Source organism: Pseudomonas sp. HMSC066A08 (genome assembly GCF_001813025.1).
Taxonomy (GTDB): Bacteria; Pseudomonadota; Gammaproteobacteria; order Pseudomonadales; family Pseudomonadaceae; genus Pseudomonas; species Pseudomonas aeruginosa.
In genome coordinates, this window is the sequence record NZ_KV811371.1 from 22,179 (window position 1) to 39,561 (window position 17,383).

The 17,383-nt window shown below is 66.7% G+C and carries 18 protein-coding genes; 9 read left to right on the plus strand and 9 right to left on the minus strand.

Annotation, left to right across the window (positions count from 1 at the left end; genetic code table 11):
* Positions 1–10: 10 nt before the first annotated feature.
* The 4 genes from quiP to HMPREF2886_RS28580 form a co-directional block, all read right to left on the minus strand.
* A complete protein-coding gene (gene quiP, locus HMPREF2886_RS28565) occupies positions 11–2,554 on the minus strand; it encodes an acyl-homoserine-lactone acylase QuiP (protein ID WP_033969416.1) in 2,544 nt (847 codons plus the stop codon).
* Positions 2,555–2,676: 122 nt separating this feature from the next.
* Positions 2,677–3,318 (minus strand): glutathione binding-like protein, encoded by a 642-nt coding sequence (locus tag HMPREF2886_RS28570; RefSeq protein WP_033969413.1) that lies wholly within the window; start codon positions 3,316–3,318, stop codon positions 2,677–2,679.
* Positions 3,319–3,484: 166 nt separating this feature from the next.
* A complete protein-coding gene (locus HMPREF2886_RS28575) occupies positions 3,485–3,685 on the minus strand; it encodes an SEC-C metal-binding domain-containing protein (protein ID WP_003081984.1) in 201 nt (66 codons plus the stop codon).
* A 7-nt stretch (positions 3,686–3,692) separates the two neighbouring features.
* Entirely contained in the window at positions 3,693–4,187 is a 495-nt protein-coding gene (locus tag HMPREF2886_RS28580; RefSeq protein ID WP_003123186.1) for an LEA/WHy family protein, read from the minus strand.
* Positions 4,188–4,501: 314 nt separating this feature from the next.
* Here HMPREF2886_RS28580 and HMPREF2886_RS28585 point away from each other — a divergent pair, with 314 nt between their 5' ends.
* Positions 4,502–5,062 carry a hypothetical protein gene (locus HMPREF2886_RS28585; RefSeq protein ID WP_033969412.1) on the plus strand — a complete coding sequence of 187 codons (561 nt, stop codon included), beginning with the start codon at positions 4,502–4,504 and terminating at the stop codon, positions 5,060–5,062.
* A gap of 129 nt (positions 5,063–5,191) precedes the next feature.
* On the opposite strand, the gene HMPREF2886_RS28590 is transcribed toward HMPREF2886_RS28585, so the two are convergent.
* From HMPREF2886_RS28590 to HMPREF2886_RS28605, 4 genes are all read right to left on the minus strand, one after another.
* Positions 5,192–5,812, minus strand: coding sequence for a trimeric intracellular cation channel family protein (locus HMPREF2886_RS28590; protein ID WP_003081997.1), 621 nt, complete (start codon positions 5,810–5,812; stop codon positions 5,192–5,194).
* An 82-nt stretch (positions 5,813–5,894) separates the two neighbouring features.
* The gene (locus HMPREF2886_RS28595; RefSeq protein WP_009315410.1) at positions 5,895–6,212 is read right to left on the minus strand and encodes a hypothetical protein; all 318 of its coding nucleotides are present in this window, start codon (positions 6,210–6,212) and stop codon (positions 5,895–5,897) included.
* The gene (locus tag HMPREF2886_RS28600; RefSeq protein ID WP_003082003.1) at positions 6,212–6,685 is read right to left on the minus strand and encodes a YchJ family protein; all 474 of its coding nucleotides are present in this window, start codon (positions 6,683–6,685) and stop codon (positions 6,212–6,214) included. The genes HMPREF2886_RS28595 and HMPREF2886_RS28600 overlap by 1 nt, the downstream gene beginning before the upstream one ends.
* A 2-nt stretch (positions 6,686–6,687) precedes the next feature.
* Positions 6,688–7,185, minus strand: coding sequence for a DUF6231 family protein (locus tag HMPREF2886_RS28605; protein ID WP_003086343.1), 498 nt, complete (start codon positions 7,183–7,185; stop codon positions 6,688–6,690).
* 130 nt (positions 7,186–7,315) lie between these two features.
* Here HMPREF2886_RS28605 and HMPREF2886_RS28610 point away from each other — a divergent pair, with 130 nt between their 5' ends.
* From HMPREF2886_RS28610 to HMPREF2886_RS28620, 3 genes are all read left to right on the plus strand, one after another.
* Positions 7,316–7,948, plus strand: coding sequence for an OmpA family protein (locus HMPREF2886_RS28610; protein WP_070748830.1), 633 nt, complete (start codon positions 7,316–7,318; stop codon positions 7,946–7,948).
* Positions 7,949–8,063: 115 nt separating this feature from the next.
* Complete coding sequence (locus HMPREF2886_RS28615) at positions 8,064–8,363, plus strand: DUF1145 domain-containing protein (protein ID WP_033969406.1); 300 nt, start codon at positions 8,064–8,066, stop codon at positions 8,361–8,363.
* Positions 8,356–9,165, plus strand: a complete 810-nt coding sequence (locus tag HMPREF2886_RS28620; RefSeq protein WP_070748832.1) for a hypothetical protein — start codon at positions 8,356–8,358, stop codon at positions 9,163–9,165. Before HMPREF2886_RS28615 ends, HMPREF2886_RS28620 begins: the two co-directional genes overlap by 8 nt.
* Positions 9,166–9,203: 38 nt before the next feature.
* Here the strand turns inward: HMPREF2886_RS28620 and HMPREF2886_RS28625 are convergent, their stop codons facing one another.
* Positions 9,204–9,668 (minus strand): CopD family protein, encoded by a 465-nt coding sequence (locus HMPREF2886_RS28625; RefSeq protein ID WP_070748834.1) that lies wholly within the window; start codon positions 9,666–9,668, stop codon positions 9,204–9,206.
* A 129-nt stretch (positions 9,669–9,797) separates the two neighbouring features.
* Between HMPREF2886_RS28625 and dinG the strand changes: the two genes are divergently transcribed.
* The 5 genes from dinG to pdxH all read left to right on the plus strand — a co-directional run bounded on the left by dinG (position 9,798) and on the right by pdxH (position 17,383).
* Entirely contained in the window at positions 9,798–11,942 is a 2,145-nt protein-coding gene (dinG, locus tag HMPREF2886_RS28630) for an ATP-dependent DNA helicase DinG (protein WP_033976623.1), read from the plus strand.
* Positions 11,943–12,021: 79 nt separating this feature from the next.
* Positions 12,022–14,295, plus strand: coding sequence for a beta-agarase (locus HMPREF2886_RS28635; RefSeq protein ID WP_083318635.1), 2,274 nt, complete (start codon positions 12,022–12,024; stop codon positions 14,293–14,295).
* A gap of 109 nt (positions 14,296–14,404) precedes the next feature.
* The gene (locus HMPREF2886_RS28640; RefSeq protein ID WP_033976625.1) at positions 14,405–15,550 is read left to right on the plus strand and encodes an EstA family serine hydrolase; all 1,146 of its coding nucleotides are present in this window, start codon (positions 14,405–14,407) and stop codon (positions 15,548–15,550) included.
* Between the two features lie 205 nt (positions 15,551–15,755).
* Positions 15,756–16,637, plus strand: coding sequence for an OmpA family protein (locus tag HMPREF2886_RS28645; RefSeq protein WP_003082037.1), 882 nt, complete (start codon positions 15,756–15,758; stop codon positions 16,635–16,637).
* Between the two features lie 98 nt (positions 16,638–16,735).
* The gene (gene pdxH / locus HMPREF2886_RS28650) at positions 16,736–17,383 is read left to right on the plus strand and encodes a pyridoxamine 5'-phosphate oxidase (RefSeq protein ID WP_070748839.1); all 648 of its coding nucleotides are present in this window, start codon (positions 16,736–16,738) and stop codon (positions 17,381–17,383) included.

A 17,383-nucleotide genomic window follows, 5' to 3' on the forward strand; every position in this document is an offset into this window, starting at 1 on the left:
CGCCGTTCGTTCAGCGGGCGGGGGTGAGCGTCAGCCGCTTGTTGCCGTAAACGCGATCGAGGTTCTGTGGCTGGAACGGGAAGCTGACGTAGCGCCCCTTGAGCCAGGCGTCGATACCGTCGGCGTAGTGCGGGCTGGCCGGATTGCCGGATTGGCCGCTGCTGTTCACGCCGATCATCGGTTCGCTCTGGCCGAAGTCGACGATCAGCCGCATCGCCGGGATCAGCCAAGTGTCGAAGTCCTGGCCCCAGCCGTAGGCCGATACGTCCAGCGTGCTGTGGTCGCCGCCGGCCGGATAGGGCCCGCGATCGAGATAGCCCTTGATCGCGCCGAGTCCGGCGCGCTCGCCGGCGCCCAGGTAGGGGGCCATTTTCGAGCTGTCGCTCTGCCATTCGTAGGTGTGCAGCTTGCCCCATTGCCAGGCCTTGCGCTCGCTCCCCAGTCGCTGTTCGCAGAACTCCACGGCGGCGGCGAGGCTGCGCGCGAGGATTGCCGGCTTGTCCTCCTTCTGCGGAGTGCGGATATCGTCCCAGAACGGACTGTCGTCGCGCCCGAGCAGGTGGTCGGCCTGCGCCGAGTAGGAGAGGTTGGCGGTCTCGACGAAGGCTTTCCAGGCAGGGCTGTCCTCCGGTCCTAGCTCGTCGAGGAATATTTGCCTGGCGCTCTCATGGAGGAAGGCGCCGTACAGCGCGGCGTCGCTGGAGTTGGCCGCCAGCTTGCCGTCGAACGCCATCAGCCGGTCGTAGGCCTCTCGCGCCTGGCTGCGTTGCGCCTCCGGCAAGGCGTCGATGGCCTGGCGCAGCGGCAGCGCCATGCCGGGATTGTCGAACATGGCTTGCAGCTTGGCGACGAACAGCGAGGTCTGGTCGTATTGCATGCGGATCATGCTCTGGGTGTCGTGGCTCTTGCTGGCACCGGCGAGCTGGGCGATGCGCTCGGCGCGCTCCGGGTAGTACCAGGAATTGGACAACTGGGCGCCGTAGCCGGGCTGCACGGTACGGTGGTTGGCGGTACCCAGCCAGCCCTGCTGCGGGTCCTGGTCGGAGGGGTGGAGGATCGGGTCGGCATAGCCATCCCAGTCGTAGCGGCCGTCCCAGCCAGGGGAGGGCAGCAGGCCGCGACCTTCCTTGCGGTTCGGATAGCGTCCGGTGACCTGCCAGCCGATGTGCTTTTCGTCGGCGAACACGATGTTCAGCGGCATCGCGCGAATCTCGCGGGTGGCGTCGAAGGCCTGCTCGATGGTCTTGGCCCGCGACAGGTCGAAGAAGCCGTCCAGGGTCTTGTCGGCTTCCTGCTGGATGCTCCGGTAGGCCAGTCCGTAGCCGCTCTTCAGCGGCAGCGGCTGGAGGATGTTCTTGCGCTCGCCCAGGGCGCTGTTGAGCAGCGGGCCATGGCGGGTTTCGTGGATGACCTCGCGGATCGGCCGCTGGCCCTTGATGAAGAAGGTTTCCTGGCGTTCGCGGGTTGGCTGCCACTTGCCGTCGGCCAGGTAATAGAGCCGGTTGCCCTGGCGTCGCAGCTGTTCCAGGTAGAGATCCTGGTTGTCGCCCAGGACCATGGTCATGCCCCAGGCCAGCTTGCCGTTGAAGCCCGCCACCACGCCCGGCAGACCGGCGATGGAAACGCCCGCGGCCTGGTACTTGGGCGAGCGGATCTGCACGTAGTTCCACACCGACGGCATGCTCAGCGGCAGGTGGGTGTCGTTGGCCATCAGGCTCTTGCCGCTGCGGCTGCGTTGCGGCGCGATAGCCCAGTTGTTCGAGGCGGCGACCCCGAGCATGCTCAGCGCTGCGACCTGCCGCGCCGCGCCCTCGACGCCTACGAGGCCGGGAACCTGCCCGTCCAGGCGCAGGCCCTTGAGCTTTTCCGCCTCGTCGAACGGCAGGTTTTCGTCAGGGTAGGTCGGCGTCAGCCAGGCCAGCTTGTCGCTGCCGACCTTCTGCGCGAGCGTCAGCGAGGCGATTTCTTCCTGCAGGTTCACCGCCAGGCCGAAGTTGAGCAGGGCGAAGACCAGGGCGGAGTCCTCGGGCTTCCAGTATTCCGGACGGTAGCCGGACTGGGCCAGGTCCATCGGCAGCTTGTCGCGATAGCGATACAGGTAGGCGTTGACCCCGCGCGCGTAGACCTCGAAGAAGCGTTGCAGGCGCGGCGAGGCGTTCCTGTACTGGATCTCCGCGGCCTGGCGCAGGTTCACGGTACGCATGAAACGGTCGATCTCCAGCGCGCCGGGACCGACCATCTCGGCCAGCCGTCCCTGGGCCAGCAGGCGCAGGCTGACCATCTGGCTCAGGCGGTCGGAGGCGTGTACGTAGCCCAGGGCGAACAGCGCGTCATGGAAGGTGCCGGTTTCGATCAGTGGCATGCCCAGCGCGTTGCGCCGGATCGATACGTTTTGCGCCAGGCCCTTGATCGGTTGCACGCCGGAGGTCGGCGGCAGGCTGTCGGCGTAGCGATCGTCGAGCCAGGACTGGCAACCGGCCAGGCCCAGGAGGGTGCCGAAGGCCGCGGCGGCGCCGCAACGGGGAAGAAAACGCATGAAGGCTGGCGAGGCCATGGGCTGGGGGCTCCTGCGGGAGTGGTCGCGTCGAGAGGCGCTACGTTAGTGAGGAGCGCAGGGCTGCGCAAGCTCCGCCTGCGGTCGTCCGCGAGGACGTCCGCAGGCTGGCTCGGGACTCGCTACTTCGGCGGATTGATGCGCTCCACCAAAGCATAGGCGCGTTGCGTCGCCGGCCGCTGGCGAATGCTCTCGAACCAGCGCTGCAGGTGTGGGAAGTCGGCGAGATCCTGCTCCTGCCACTGGTGCGGGACGATCCACGGATAGATGGCCATGTCGGCGATGCTGTAGTCGTCGCCGGCGACGAAGGCGCGCTCCGCCAGGCGCTGGTCGAGAACGCCGTACAGGCGCGCGGTTTCCTTGACGTAACGGTCGATGGCGTAGGGAATCTTCTCCGGGGCGAAGCGGTTGAAATGGTGGTTCTGCCCGGCCATCGGCCCCAGCCCGCCCATTTGCCAGAACAGCCACTGCAGGGTTTCCTGGCGCGCGCGCAGGTCCTTGGCGAGGAACCGTCCGGTCTTTTCCGCGAGATAGAGCAGGATGGCGCCGGATTCGAACAGCGACAGGGGAGCGCCGCCGTCGGCCGGTTGGCGATCGACGATGGCGGGAATCTTGTTGTTCGGCGACACCTTCAGGAAATCCGCCTGGAACTGGTCGCCCTGGCTGATGTTGATCGGATGGATGGCGTAGGGCAGGCCGGTTTCTTCCAGGAAAAGAGTAATCTTGTGGCCGTTCGGGGTGGTCCAGTAGTACAGGTCGATCATCGGTGCGTCTCCGGCTCGTCGATGGGCTACGAACGGAAGACTCTACGCCAGGAACGTAGGTTCGATGCAAACCGCCGTCGCGCATGATGCCCCGGCGGGGCTGGTGGCGCGCCAACGAAAAGGCCCGCTGAGCAGCGGGCCTTCGGATGCCGGCGCGTGCGAAGGGTCAGGCGCCGTGGCACTTCTTGAATTTCTTCTCGCTGCCGCAGGGGCAGGGATCGTTGCGGCCTACGGCCTTGAGCGGATTGCGCACCGGCTCGTGGCTGTGGTTGCAGTGCGGACCGTGGACATGACCATGGCCATGATCGTGATGATGATCGTGGTCGTGGTTGCAGTTCGGGCCGTGTACGTGGGGTTCCTGACTCATGGTGGACCTATTCTGGGATGAAATCGCCGGGAATTATCTCGCCATTTCGTCTCAGGTGCACGCTGCGGCCAAACATCAGTCCGGTCTTCACTTCGCCCTGCAGGCGGTAGCGGATCGGCTCCTCGGGACGCTCGAGGAGCTTGACGATGTATTTCATGTGGCGCCAGAGATTGGTTCGCACCGGCACGTCGAATACTTCGTGGCCGTGGGCGGGAACCGTGAACCACTGGCCGGACTCGCCTTCTGCGAGCTGGATGTCGTTCAGTTGCACGGCGTACTGCAGTCCGCGTACCGGCAGGCTGAAATCGTTGGGGTTGTCGATGCGGAAGCGCATCACGAACTCCTGTTCCAGCAAGCGTGCCTTGACCACTTCCACCTTCAGCAGCTTGACGTCGGGGTCTTCGAAGCTGCCGGTCATCCAGCTGCAGCCCGAGAGATTGGAGAGAACTCCCCACGCCATTATTAGGCTGATAATTCTTATCATTTGCGCCTGGTAATTCATGCTATTCCCCCCGAGACGCCCCAGTTTAACAAGCAGTGATTGTGCTGCAACTTATTGTTGTATAGAGGAAAGATGTTTCAGGTACAGGCCTGTGTCCATATGTTTCCCGTAGCGCAGTCGGGGGAGCATGGAGAAGCGCGTACGCCCGTGCAAGTCTTCCCGTCGGCTGGCGTGACCGGCTCGGCTAACCTGAACGGACCCGCCGGCCGATTTGCCGGACCCAGTCACTCCACGCGTGGCTGACGATGGGTACAATCGCTCGACGAAACGCCAGGGCCGCCATGCCGAGCGGCCCTTCACTCGGAGAGATGCCAATGAGCCGCTTTGAAATCGCCTTTTCCGGCCAGTTGGTCGCCGGCGCCCGGCCCGAGGTGGTCAAGGCCAACCTGGCCAAGCTGTTCCAGGCCGACGCGCAGCGTATCGAACTGCTGTTCTCCGGCCGCCGGGTGGTGATCAAGAACAACCTCGATGCCGCCTCCGCGGAAAAATACCGCAGCGTGCTGGAGCGAGCGGGAGCGATCGCCGTGGTCGCCGAGATGGAGATCGAGGAGGTGGTCATGGCGCCGCCGCCTGCGCGGACGATTCCCGTGGAGGCTCCGCAGACCCGCGCCGCTATTGGGGCCAGCACGCCCGCCGGACGTTTGCAGGTAGCGCCGCGGGACGGCTACATGGCGGCGTTCGCCGAGGTCGACGCGCCGGATTTCGGCCTGGCTCCGGTAGGCGCCGACCTACAGGACGCCAAGGCCGAAGCCGAGGCGCCGAAGCTCGACCTGAGCCGCTTCAGCGTCGCCCCGGTCGGTAGCGACATGGGCCAGGCACGCTCCGAGCCAGCGGCTCCGGCTCCGGACACCAGCCACCTGCGCCTGCAGGACTGAGGCGGGCAGCGGCCTGCGACAAGCCAGGGCCTGGGGCGGATAACCGCGTCGCGGGGCCGTGGCATCGGTGTGTGACGCCGGACAGGCGCGGGGTTGGAGGAACGCGTCGGCCAGGGGCAGGCGCTTGCCTCAGTGGTCGAAATCGTCCTGGTAGACGAACTTGGGCATTTCCCAGTGGAAGCGGATGGCCAGCAGGCGGAACAGGAAGCCGCTGAACAGGGTGATCAGCATCGCCTGTTCGGAGGGCAGTTCCAGCTCCACGCAGATCAGGTAGCACCAGGCGCTGGCGAAGGACACGCTGGCATAGAGTTCGCGGCGGAAGATCAAGGGTACGTCGTTGCACAGGATGTCGCGGAGAATGCCGCCGAACACCCCGGTGATCACCCCGCTGATCGCCGCGATCAGCAGGCTGTGGCCCATTTCCAGGCTGACCTGGCAGCCGATCAGGGTGAAGGCCACCAGGCCAACCGCGTCGAGTACCAGGAACAGCGAGCGCAGGTGGCGCATCAGCGGCGCGATGAACACTGTCACCAGCGCGGCGACTGCGGTCAGCGCCAGGTATTCCGGGTGACGGACCCAGGTCAGCGGGTAATGGCCCAGCAGCATGTCGCGTACCGAGCCGCCGCCCAGGGCGGTGACGCAGGCGATCAGCACCACGCCGAACAGGTCCATGCTGCGCCGGCCGGCCGACAGCGCACCGGTCATGGCTTCGGCGGTGATGGCGATGATGTAGAGCACGGTCAGCAGCATGGGGATGGGGCCCGGATGAAAAGGCTGCGCATTCTACCCGAGCGCTCGTCAACGCCCAAACCGCGCAGCCTGGCTCAGCATCTCAGGCGTGCATGCGCAACCAGAAGCGTTCCTGGCAGGCGTTGACGAAGTGCTTGTGGCGTGGGCTGATTTCCTGCCCGGCGGAATCCAGCACTTCGTAGCCGATCCAGCATTCCTCGCAGGCCCCGCTGCTCGGCAGGAGGTCGCGCTCGCAGTGCTGGCGCAGGCGCACGCCGTTGTCGAAACGGTAGAGCGCTTCGCAGCTGTGGATCTCGACGCCGTCCTCGCAGCGCTGTTGCTCTTCGACCTGCGCATCGCTTATCGAGACCGGCGAGGGCAGGGCATGGATGGCGCGGATATAGCTGGCGAGCGAATGCATCAGGTGATCCACGGACCGCAGCATTTCTTCAGCTTGCCGCCGGCGCCGCAGGGGCAGGGATCGTTGCGGCCGAGTTTCAGGGCCACGGTCGGATCGAGGAAGTACCAGCGACCGTTGCGCTGGACGAAGCCGGAACATTCGCGATGGGCATGTTCCCCGTCGGCGTCGTGCCAGCGTGCGACGAAGGTGACTCGCGCATGCTCCGGCTGGCCGCCGAGCACCTCGTGGTTTTCCACCTCCAGGCCGAGCCAGGTGCTGCCGTGGCTCCAGGCGCGGATGCCGTCGAGATCGAGACCGGCCTGTTGCGCCGGCAGCGTGGTGTCGCGCAGGTAGTCCACCAGTCCGAGGGCGTAGGCGCTGTAGCGCGAGCGCATCAGGGCTTCCGCGGTGGGCGCGGGATGTCCCTGGTGATAGCGGCCGCAGCAATCGTCGAGCGGGTCGCCGCTGCCGCAGGGGCAGGAAGGTTGGGTCATGGTTACCACCAGTACTTGCCGAAGTTTTCCGGGTTGGCCCAGAACTTGGCGTTCAGCCAATCGGGGACCTGCTTGTATTCGTACAGGTCGTAGGTGTACAGAGTCAGCGTCTGGCCTTCGCGCTGGAAGCGTTCGCTGTTCTGCATGGCGAGGGCGAAGAAGTCGGTTTCCTGCCAATCGCTGGCCTCGAGGTCGACCAGTACGGCGACCCGGCTGGCATTCAGGTTGCGCACGCCCGCGAGCAACTGCAGACCGGTGCGCTGCGGCAGGTGTTCCAGGCAATCGACGAACAGCGCCAGATCGAAGCGCTGGCCGGCCAGTTCGGCGGGCAATGCCGCCGCCGGGCTGTGCGCCAGTTGGCACTGGGGGTGGTTGTGGATGAAGGCCTCCACCGCCGGCAGCCGGCTGGCGCCGACCAGCAGCAAGCGCTTCGGCGCGTAGCGGGCGAGCAACGCGGCCAGGGCCTGCTGCGGGGTGCGGGGAGAAATCGGTTCGCTCATGGGAAAACACTCTCCTGGGATTCGCCAAGACTAGCCTGAAGCGCCTGCATGGCCTAGTGCTGGCGCTTTTTTCGGCTGGGGTCTTTACTCCCTATTTGTCGGTTACAACCGATCCACGAGGAGAGTTCCAATGAGCATCACGAGGACCGCTTTACCCCTGATTCTGGTCAGCGGCTTGCTGACCGGTTGCGCAGGGTTGCAGAAAAGCGACTGGCCGACCTGTGCGGCGGTCGGTGGTGTTACCGGCGCCGGCCTGGGCGCGATCGAAAGCAGCAGTTGGGCCGGCTGGGGCGCCCTGATCGGCGGTGGCGTCGGTGCCGCCTATTGCTGGGTGCACGGTGCCGGCGAACAGGTCGCGCCGCCGCCTCCGCAGCCGGTCGAGGAAGTCGCGCCGCCGCCTCCCGTCGTCAAGGAAGAAACCATTGTCGTGCGCGACCTGCACTTCGCCTTCGATTCGTCGAAGGTGGACGCCGCCGACAGCGAGAAGCTCAACGGCATCGCCGAACGCCTGAAAGGCGAGGTGGCCAGTACGCGCCTGAGTATCACCGGGCATACCGACAGCGTCGGTTCCGATGCCTACAACCAGAAGCTGTCGGAACGGCGCGCGCATGCCGTTGCGAACTATCTGATCGATGCCGGGGTGCCTTCGAGCATCATCGTCGGCGTGCAGGGATTGGGCGAAAGCCAGCCGGTCGCCGACAACAAGACTCGCGAAGGGCGGGCCGAGAATCGCCGGGTGGAAATCCTCATCAAGCGCGAATGATGCAGGCGGCGCGGAGCAGAACGGGGGCGTCGAGGCCCCCGTTTTCGTTCATGGCTGGCGCCGCGGCGGGCTGGCGAGTATGTTCCCCCGCACACGATGTCTTGGGGGGAGTTCCATGAAAGCGTTTCTCGGGCTGGGCAAGCTCGTGACCCTGGTTTTCTGGGGTGCGGTGCTGGTCAATCTGCTGTATCCGTTCGCCTATCCGCTGAACTGGCTGTTGTCGATAGCCGGCGGCCTGATCCTGTTGATCCACCTGATCGAGATTCTCGTCCTCGGACGACGCCTGAAAGCGCGTGCGCATCCCTGGCTGGATCGTCTCCAGGTCTTGCTGTTCGGGGTCTTCCATATGCTTGCGTTGCCGGCGTTGAGCCCGGCCAGCGAGTTGCCGCAGGACAAGGAGGACGATCATGCGTAAGGCCATGCTCGGATTGTTCCTGGTCGTTCCCCTGGTCTGGGCTGGCGCCGCGTTTTCGGCCGAGGCGCCGACGGCACGCCAGCAGGGTATCGGCGGAACCGTGAAGGTGCAGGCGAACTCGGTGGTGCGCCTGCCCAAGCGGGCCCAGGAGCTGCGCCTGCGCAGAGTGGAGATCGGCGAGGACGCCGCCCTGCTGATTCCGCTGGAGGTCAGCGTCCTGCGCATCGAGGAACTGCACATGGCGAAGAACGCCCGGATCGGCGTGGCGCCGGGCGAGGAGCGGATCAGCATCGAAGTCGTCAGCGGCCACCTGGCCGATGGCAGCATCATTTCCGCGCCCGGCGCGACCGGCACCTTCCGGCAAAGTGCCGGTAACGGCCGCGACCTGACCTTGCGCCTGCAGGCGGTGGAGGTGGAAAGCCTGCTGCTGGACGCCCGCGGCGGCGTCGGCGCGCCGGGCTACGACGGCCTGGACGGGGCTTCCGGCAAGGCCTCGGGCTGCCTCTGGGGTAGCGCGCTGAAAGGTGGCGACGGTCAATCCGGAAGCGACGGCGGTCCGGGCGGGGCGGGCGGTCGGATTCGTCTGGAAGTGCCGGGCGATTTTCCTCTGGAGCGCTTGCAAACCCGTCTGCAAGGCGGCGTCGGCGGCGCCGGAGGCAAGGCCGGCAAACCGGGTGCGGCGGATAACGCCACCGGTTGCTGGATCTACTCGGTGGATGCCGGTCGTGCGGGGCGCAGCGGAGAGGACGGCGCGAACGGCGGCAACGGCAGCGACGGCAGCCTGGACGTCGTGCGCTTCTGAGGAGAGGCCGGCAGCACGGCTGCCGGCGCATCGCCGGTTCAGAGGCTCGGGCGAGCCGCTACCAGGGCTATCAGCAACAGGCCGAGGAGCAGGTTGAAGCCGACGGTGCGACGGATCTTCCCCAGCGCCTGCCCGCCCGCCGGCCAGTCCTGCGCCTGCACCGCGCGGCGCAGTTCCGGCACTTGCAGCGCCTGCACCCGCAGGAACAGTGCCAGCATGGCAACGTAGAGCCCCATCATTACCTGTACGTAGCGCGGCGCGCCGGCGAAACCGTTGAAGCTCAGGTGCAGCATGTCGACGCCGCTGATCGGCAGCAGGATCACCGCCGCCCAGACCCAATGGAAGAAACGGCGGAACACCTCCAGCCACAGGCCCAGGCGGGCTGGGGCCTCCAGCGCGGCGACGGCCGCCGGACGAAGAATCGTCCAGGCGAAGAACATGCCTCCGACCCAGACCAGGGCGGCCAGGACATGCAGGGCGTAGACGAGGGCGTAGGGGGTCATTCGGCGATCTCCGCTGGCGGTTGTGACGAAGCGCGTTATCATAGCCGCCCTGTCGAACCACTGAAAATTTATCCAGCTATGGCGCGCCGGCGGATTCGTCTTCCGCTGCGCGCCGGGCCCAGGAATTCCATGCTCAGCGCCGAACTCAAGTCCCAGATCCAGGGTGCCTACACCCGCTTTCTCGAAGCCAAGGAGCTGAAGCCTCGCTATGGCCAGCGCCTGATGATCGCCGAAGTGGCCAAGGCCCTCGGCGCGATCAAGGAGGACGAGGAGGGGCACCGCGAGGGCGAGCCGGCGGTGGTCGCGGTGGAGGCCGGAACCGGTACCGGCAAGACCGTGGCCTACAGCCTGGCGGCGATCGCCTGCGCCAAGGCCAGTGGCAAGCGCCTGGTGATAGCCACCGCGACCGTCGCCCTGCAGGAGCAGATCGTCCACAAGGATCTCCCCGACCTGCTGCGCAACAGCGGGCTGGCCTTCAGCTTCGCCCTGGCCAAGGGCCGCGGGCGCTACCTGTGCCTGTCCAAGCTCGACGCGCTGCTGCAGGAAGGCCAGGCGCAAAGCGCGACGGCGCAACTGTTCGCCGACGACGGTTTCAACATCGATGTCGACGAGACCAGCAGCAAGCTGTTCAACCAGATGATCGAACGCCTGGCTGGCAACCGCTGGGACGGCGACCGCGACAGCTGGCCGGAGGCGATCGACGACGCGCATTGGGCGCAGCTCACCACCGATCACAGCCAGTGCACCAACCGACATTGCCCGAACTTCCAGCAGTGCGCCTTCTACAAGGCGCGCGAAGGGATGACCAAGGTCGACGTGATCGTCACCAACCACGACCTGGTGCTGGCTGACCTGGCCCTGGGCGGCGGCGCCATCCTGCCCGATCCGCGCGAGACCCTCTACGTGTTCGACGAGGGCCATCACCTGCCGGACAAGGCGATTGGCCATTTCGCCCATTTCACCCGCCTGCGCGCTACCGCCGACTGGCTGGAGCAGATCGCCAAGAACCTCACCAAGCTACTCGCCCAGCACCCGCTGCCGGGCGACCTCGGCCGCCTGATCGAACAGGTGCCGGAGCTGGCCCGGGAGATCAAGACCCAACAGCAGTTCATGTTCACCGCCTGCGAAGAGATCGGCGATTTCCGCGCCGGCGAGGACATGGAAGGTCGCGAGCGGCCGCGTCACCGTTTCGTCGGCGGGGTGGTCCCCGAGCATATCCGCGAGATGGGCATCGAGCTGAAGAAAGGCTTCTCCAAGCTGACCGACCTGTTCACCCGTCTCACCGATATCCTCAAGGAGGCGATGGACGGCGAAGGCGCCGGCGGCATCGCCAGCCACCAGGCGGAGGAGTGGTACCCGCTGTTCGGTAGTCTTTTGGCGCGTGCCCAGGGCAACTGGGAACTGTGGACCGCATTCACCTGCGAGGATCCGCAGGACAGCCCGCCGATGGCGCGCTGGCTGACCCTCGCCGAGAGCGGCAGCTTCTACGACATCGAAGCCAACGCCAGCCCGATCCTCGCCGCCGAGACCCTGCGCCGCAACCTGTGGAACGTCGCCTATGGCGTGCTGGTGACCTCGGCGACCCTGACCGCGTTGGGCACCTTCGACCGCTACCGCATGCGCGCCGGCCTGCCGCGCAACGCGGTCACCGCGGTGGTGCCGAGCCCCTTCCACCATGCCGAGGCCGGGGTATTGCGGGTCCCCGACCTCAAGGCGGATCCGCGCAACGCAGCCGAGCACACCGCGGCAATCATCCGCGAGCTGCCGGAACTGGTGAAGGGCGCGCGCGGCAGCCTGGTACTGTTTTCCTCGCGCAAGCAGATGCAGGAAGTCTTCGACGGTCTCGACCGCGACTGGCGCAAGCGGGTGTTCATCCAGGGCAACCTGTCCAAGCAGGAAACCCTGAACAAGCACAAGTCGCGAGTCGACGACGGCGAGGACAGCGTGCTCTTCGGCCTCGCCAGTTTCGCCGAAGGTGTGGACCTGCCGGGGGCCTATTGCGAACACGTGGTGATCGCCAAGATTCCTTTCGCGGTACCCGACGACCCGGTGGAGGCGGCGCTGGCCGAGTGGATCGAGGCGCGCGGCGGCAATCCGTTCATGGAGATCGCCGTGCCAGACGCCTCGCTGCGGTTGGTCCAGGCCTGCGGGCGGCTGCTGCGCACCGAGCAGGACCGCGGCACCATCACCCTGCTGGACCGCCGCGTGGTCACCCAGCGCTACGGCAAGGCTATCCTCAATGCATTGCCGCCGTTCCGGCGGGAAATCGCCTGACGCGCTGGCCTGCGCGGGAGGGCGCCAGCCTTCACGTCCGAGCCGCATCGGGAAATTCCCGGCATTTGCCCATGCCGGGATGGAGTTAAGGAAAACAGGCTTCATGATCCGTTCGCGTTGGCATCTTCCCCTGCTTCTCGGCCTGCTCGCGGTGGCCACGCCGCTGGCGGCGAGCGACACCCAGCAGGTGCTGTTCAACTTCGTCAAGCCGATGGCCGTGGTCGGCATCACCCTTGAGGATGCCGACCTGCCCAGCGCGACGGCGGAGGCCACCCCGGAGGGCGACATTCTCCGTCGCGTCACCTTCGGCCCGGCGCAACGGCCCACCTTGCGCATGAGTCCGGCGCAGGGCCGTTGGGACTGGTCCGCGGCGGACTACGTGAGCCTGCGCATCCAGAACGCCATGAGCTGGGACATGACCCTGGAGGTCGCGATCGAGGGCGAGCAGGGCGCGCCGGGGCTGCAGGCATCCATCGAGCTTCCGGCAGGCCCGCCGCAGACCCTGCTGGTGCCGTTGCGGGCGGTTTCGCCAGAGGCTCTGGGCATGCGTGCGGGGCCGCCGATGCCACAGATGGTCGAAGGCCAGCGGGTGCTGCTGGCGCCACGCGTGGAGGGCTCGCTGGACCGCGCCAGGGTCGGGGCGCTGAGCCTGTCCCTGCGCTCGCCGCAAGCTCCCCAGAGCATCCTGCTCGGACGTTTCGGCATACGCACAGGGAGGGCGGTGGAGCGGAGTATCCTGACCGGCCTGATCGATCGCTATGGCCAGTACAGCCGCGCCGACTGGCCGGAAAAGATTCGTTCCGACGAGCAGTTGCGCAGCGCCTATGCGGCCGAGGCAGCACAGCTCCGCGACTGGGAGCGGCAGACGCCGGCGCGCGACCGTTTCGGCGGCCTGCTGGGTGGGCCGGTGTTCGAAGCCAGCGGTTTCTTCCGCACGGAAAAACGTGGCGGGCGCTGGTGGCTGGTTACTCCGGAAGGGCATCCGTTCTGGTCGCTGGGCGTTAATGCGGTGACCGCCGACGGCAGCCGGACCTACGTCGAAGGACGCGAGCCGATGTTCGCCGAACTGCCGGCGGAGGGTGAACCGCTGGCGGCATTCTTCGGTGAGGGCGACGACCGCCGCGGCGTCGCCGCGCAGGCCGGGCGGCGCTTCGGGCATGGCCGCTGGTTCGATTTCCTCGGTGCCAATCGCCAGCGCATCGCTCCCCAGGCGAGCGCCGACCAGCTCGCCGGCGAATGGCGCCAGCGCACCCTGGGGCGCCTCTCGGCATGGGGTTTCAACAGCCTCGGCAACTGGAGCGATCCGGCGCTCGCGGCACAGACGCGGATGCCCTACAGCCTGCCGCTGTCGATCGCCGGCGACTACGCCACGGTCAGCAGCGGCTTCGACTGGTGGGGAGCCATGCCCGATCCCTTCGACCCGCGCTTCGCCATGGCCGCCGAGCGAGCCATCGCTATCGCTGCTCGCGACCACCGCGACGATCCCTGGCTGCTCGGCTACTACGCCGACAACGAACTGGCCTGGGCCGGGCGCGACGGTTCGGCCCAGGCGCGCTACGGCCTCGCTTTCGGAGCCTTGACGCTGTCCATGGACAGTCCGGCGAAGCGCGCCTTCGTCAAGCAATTGAAAGCCAAGTACCTGCGCCATGAGGCATTGGCCCAGGCCTGGGGCATCGAGCTGGCCGCTTGGGAGGCCCTGGAGGCGCCGGGCTACGCGGCTCCGCTGCCGGGCGAGGGGCATCCGGCCATCGCCGAGGACTACAGTGCCTTCCTCGGGCTGTATGCCGACGCTTACTTCAAGACCCTGCGCGACGCCCTGCAATGGCACGCACCGAATCACCTCCTGCTCGGCGGCCGCTTCGCCGTCAGCACTCCCGAAGCGATCGCCTCCTGTGCCCGGTATTGCGACCTGCTCAGTTTCAACCTCTATACGCCGTTGCCCGGGCAGGGCCTGGACGACTCCCTGCTGGCGCGGCTGGACAAGCCGGTGCTGATCAGCGAGTTCCACTTCGGCTCGCGGGATCGCGGCCCGTTCTGGGGTGGCGTCAGCGAGGCGGCCAATGAGCGGGCGCGCGGCGAGTCCTACCGAACTTTCCTGGAGGCGGCGCTGAAGAGTCCGTATATCGTCGGCGCCCACTGGTTCCAGTACCTCGACCAACCGGCCAGCGGGCGCCTGCTGGACGGCGAGAACGGTCATATCGGCCTGGTCGGGATCACGGGCTTGCCGTTCGCCGGCTTCGTCGACACGGTGCGCCGAAGCAACCTGGCCGCCCTGTCGCGACTGTCGGCGATGGCCAGGTCCATGCCTGCCGTCGAGCCTCTGCCGCCGCGCGAGGATTCAGCCGGTTCATGAGCGCGCATTCACCGCCGCCCGCTTGCGGCGAACCCCTCTTATGTCAGGGTTCACAAGGCCGCCGAGGGCTGGAAGAATGCCCCGACCACTTACCCACCGGAACTTGCCCATGACGCCCCAAGGCCACTGTGACAGCCGTTTCGCCCCGCTTGCCGAGGCCTTCGCCCGGCTTTTCGATAATCCGCAGGAGCGCGGCGCGGCGTTGTGCCTGAAGGTCGGTGGCGAGACGGTGGTCGACCTCTGGGGCGGCGTCGCGGACAAGGACGGCGAGCAGCCCTGGCAGCGCGACACCATCCTCAATCTGTTCTCCTGCACCAAGACCTTCACCGCCGTCGCCGTGCTGCAACTGGTGGCCGAGGGCAAGCTCGAACTGGACGCGCCGGTGGCACGCTACTGGCCCGAGTTCGCCGCGGCCGGCAAGGCAGCGATCAGCGTGCGCCAGTTGCTCTGCCATCGCGCCGGCCTGCCGGCGCTGCGCGAGCAGATGCCGCCCGAGGCACTCTACGACTGGCAGGCGATGACCGCGGCACTGGCCGCCGAGGAGCCCTGGTGGACGCCCGGCGAAGCGCACGGCTATGCACCGATTACCTATGGCTGGCTGCTCGGCGAGGTGATCCGCCGGGTCGACGGCCGCGAGCCGGGCAAGGCCATCGTGGCGCGTACCGCGGCACCGCTGGGCCTGGATTTCCATATCGGCCTGGACGACAGCCAGTTCGGTCGCGTCGCCCACATGGCGCGGAGCAAGGGCAGCCTCGGCGACGCTGCCGCCCAGCGCATGCTGAAGACCATGATGAGCGAGCCATTGGCGCTGACCACCCGCGCCTTCACCAATCCGCCGTCGATCCTCACCAGCACCAACAAGCCGGAATGGCGACGCATGCAGCAGCCGGCCGCCAATGGCCATGGCAACGCGCGCGCGCTCGCCGGCTTCTATAGCGGCCTGTTGCAGGGACGTTTGCTGGAGGATGAACTGCTGGGCCAGTTGGCCCAGGAACACGCGGTAGGCGAGGACCGGACCTTGCTGACCCGGACCCGCTTCGGCCTCGGCACCATGCTCGACCAACCGGGCGTGGCCAATGCGACCTACGGACTCGGCCCCAAGGCCTTCGGCCACCCTGGGGCGGGTGGCTCGATCGGCTTCGCCGATCCCGAGCGCGACCTGGCTTTTTCCTTTGTCAGCAACGCCTTGGGGCCGTACGTGCTGATGGATCCACGGGCGCAACAGCTGGCGCGTGTGGCGGGGGAGTGTCTGTAATCCGTTGGTTAACTTTTAACCGCTTGTCGGCTCGACGCTAAATTTCATTGCCAAATAATGGCTTAGCGACACAATCTAAAGCGTCGTATGAGATAGGGCGTTGCCGGGGCAGTGGATCGACTCCGGCATCGCTGCGATGTGACCGGCGGTTGAGCCGAATGTTCCATCGGGCTCGCCTTCTTTCACTTCCAACGGACCCCGACGTATGAAACTGCTTAAGACCTCGACGCTTCTTCTCTGCATGACCGCCTCCGGCTGCAGCTATTTCCAGACCCAGGATGCTTCCTCGCAGCCGGCCAAGGCTCCGGCCGAGCAGGCTTCCAGCCATTCATGGTGGCCGTTCGGCAAGGACGACGGACAGACCGTCGCCAAGCAGGCCACGGAACAGAAGGCCGAAGCCGAGCATGTCGGCTCCAGCCACTGGTGGTGGCCGTTCGGCAAGGACGAAGGCGGTCGGGACGTAGCCGCCAAGGCTGCGGAGCAGAAGGCCGAGATCGCCGCGGCGAAGAAAGAAGTCGCCGCCGCAGCCGAGCCCAAGGCCGCCAACCCCTGGTGGTGGCCGTTCGGCGCCAGCTCGGCGAGCAAGGCGTCGGGCAAGCCGGCACTGGTCCAGCAGAAGGTCACCAAGGAGTGGCTGGATGCACATGAGAAGGCCCTGCGCGAAGCGATCGCCGGTAGCGAGTTCACCCTCGAGCGTCGCGACAACGCGCTGATCGTCATCGCCCCCGCCGACTATTCGTTCAATCCCAAGCGCCACACCATGCTGATGCCGATCACCCTCAACCCGCTGGGCAAGGTCGCCAAGATGGCCCAGGCCGATCCGCAGAGCGGTATCCTGGTACTCGGTCATACCGACAGCACCGGCAGCAAGGCGGTCAACGACAAGCTGAGCTTCGAGCGTGCCCAGTCGGTGGCGGCGATCTTCCGCCTCAGCGGCCTGAAAGGCGACCAGCTGCGCCTGAAGGGGGTCGGTTCCGACATGCCCCGCGCGGACAATGCCAGCGCCGCCGGCCGCGCCCAGAACCGTCGCGTCGAAGTGCTCTATACCCAGCGCGCCAGCCTGCTGTCCCTGGCTCAGGGCAACTGAGCCGAACCGGGGCAGGGCGCTTGGCGCCATTGTCCCGGATCAAGCGCGAGGCGGAGTCTGCGGTTAAGCTATGGCGCATTTCCCCCTGGAGATGCGCCATGACCCAGTCCCTGGCCGATATGCGCCGCGAGTACACCCGCGATGGCCTCAGCGAGGCCAACGCCCCTAGCGATCCCTTCAGCCTGTTCCGCCAGTGGTTCGACGACGCGGTGAAGACCGAGCGCCTGCCGGTCGAACCCAACGCCATGACCCTGGCCACCGTCGACGCCGACGGCTATCCGCATTGCCGTATCCTCCTGCTCAAGGGCCTCGACGAGCGCGGCTTCACCTTCTTCACCAACTACGAAAGCGCCAAGGGCCGGCAGCTGGCGGCCAATCCGCGGGCGGCCATGACCTTCTTCTGGCCGGCGCTGGAGCGCCAGGTGCGCATCGAAGGCAGCGTCGAGAAGGTCACTCCCGAGGAATCCGACGCCTACTACCAGGTGCGTCCGCTGGGCAGTCGCCTGGGCGCCTGGGCCTCGCCGCAGAGTCGGGTCATCGCCGATCGCGCCGAGCTGGAACGGCTGCTCGCGGACACCGAGCAGCGTTTCGCCGACCAGCCGCCGAGCTGTCCCGAGCACTGGGGCGGCTACCGTCTCCTGCCGCAGCGCATCGAGTTCTGGCAGGGGCGGCCGAGCCGCTTGCACGACCGTCTCGACTATCGACGCCAGGACGGCGGCTGGCTGCGCGAACGCCTGGCGCCCTGA

Coding starts and splice junctions, on each gene's coding strand:
- quiP (WP_033969416.1), bottom strand. CDS start 2,554: ATGGCCTCGCCAGCCTTCATGCGTTTTCTTCCCCGTTGCGGCGCCGCC.
- HMPREF2886_RS28570 (WP_033969413.1), bottom strand. CDS start 3,318: ATGATCGACCTGTACTACTGGACCACCCCGAACGGCCACAAGATTACT.
- HMPREF2886_RS28575 (WP_003081984.1), bottom strand. CDS start 3,685: ATGAGTCAGGAACCCCACGTACACGGCCCGAACTGCAACCACGACCAC.
- HMPREF2886_RS28580 (WP_003123186.1), bottom strand. CDS start 4,187: ATGAATTACCAGGCGCAAATGATAAGAATTATCAGCCTAATAATGGCG.
- HMPREF2886_RS28585 (WP_033969412.1), top strand. CDS start 4,502: ATGAGCCGCTTTGAAATCGCCTTTTCCGGCCAGTTGGTCGCCGGCGCC.
- HMPREF2886_RS28590 (WP_003081997.1), bottom strand. CDS start 5,812: ATGCTGCTGACCGTGCTCTACATCATCGCCATCACCGCCGAAGCCATG.
- HMPREF2886_RS28595 (WP_009315410.1), bottom strand. CDS start 6,212: ATGCATTCGCTCGCCAGCTATATCCGCGCCATCCATGCCCTGCCCTCG.
- HMPREF2886_RS28600 (WP_003082003.1), bottom strand. CDS start 6,685: ATGACCCAACCTTCCTGCCCCTGCGGCAGCGGCGACCCGCTCGACGAT.
- HMPREF2886_RS28605 (WP_003086343.1), bottom strand. CDS start 7,185: ATGAGCGAACCGATTTCTCCCCGCACCCCGCAGCAGGCCCTGGCCGCG.
- HMPREF2886_RS28610 (WP_070748830.1), top strand. CDS start 7,316: ATGAGCATCACGAGGACCGCTTTACCCCTGATTCTGGTCAGCGGCTTG.
- HMPREF2886_RS28615 (WP_033969406.1), top strand. CDS start 8,064: ATGAAAGCGTTTCTCGGGCTGGGCAAGCTCGTGACCCTGGTTTTCTGG.
- HMPREF2886_RS28620 (WP_070748832.1), top strand. CDS start 8,356: ATGCGTAAGGCCATGCTCGGATTGTTCCTGGTCGTTCCCCTGGTCTGG.
- HMPREF2886_RS28625 (WP_070748834.1), bottom strand. CDS start 9,668: ATGACCCCCTACGCCCTCGTCTACGCCCTGCATGTCCTGGCCGCCCTG.
- dinG (WP_033976623.1), top strand. CDS start 9,798: ATGCTCAGCGCCGAACTCAAGTCCCAGATCCAGGGTGCCTACACCCGC.
- HMPREF2886_RS28635 (WP_083318635.1), top strand. CDS start 12,022: ATGGAGTTAAGGAAAACAGGCTTCATGATCCGTTCGCGTTGGCATCTT.
- HMPREF2886_RS28640 (WP_033976625.1), top strand. CDS start 14,405: ATGACGCCCCAAGGCCACTGTGACAGCCGTTTCGCCCCGCTTGCCGAG.
- HMPREF2886_RS28645 (WP_003082037.1), top strand. CDS start 15,756: ATGAAACTGCTTAAGACCTCGACGCTTCTTCTCTGCATGACCGCCTCC.
- pdxH (WP_070748839.1), top strand. CDS start 16,736: ATGACCCAGTCCCTGGCCGATATGCGCCGCGAGTACACCCGCGATGGC.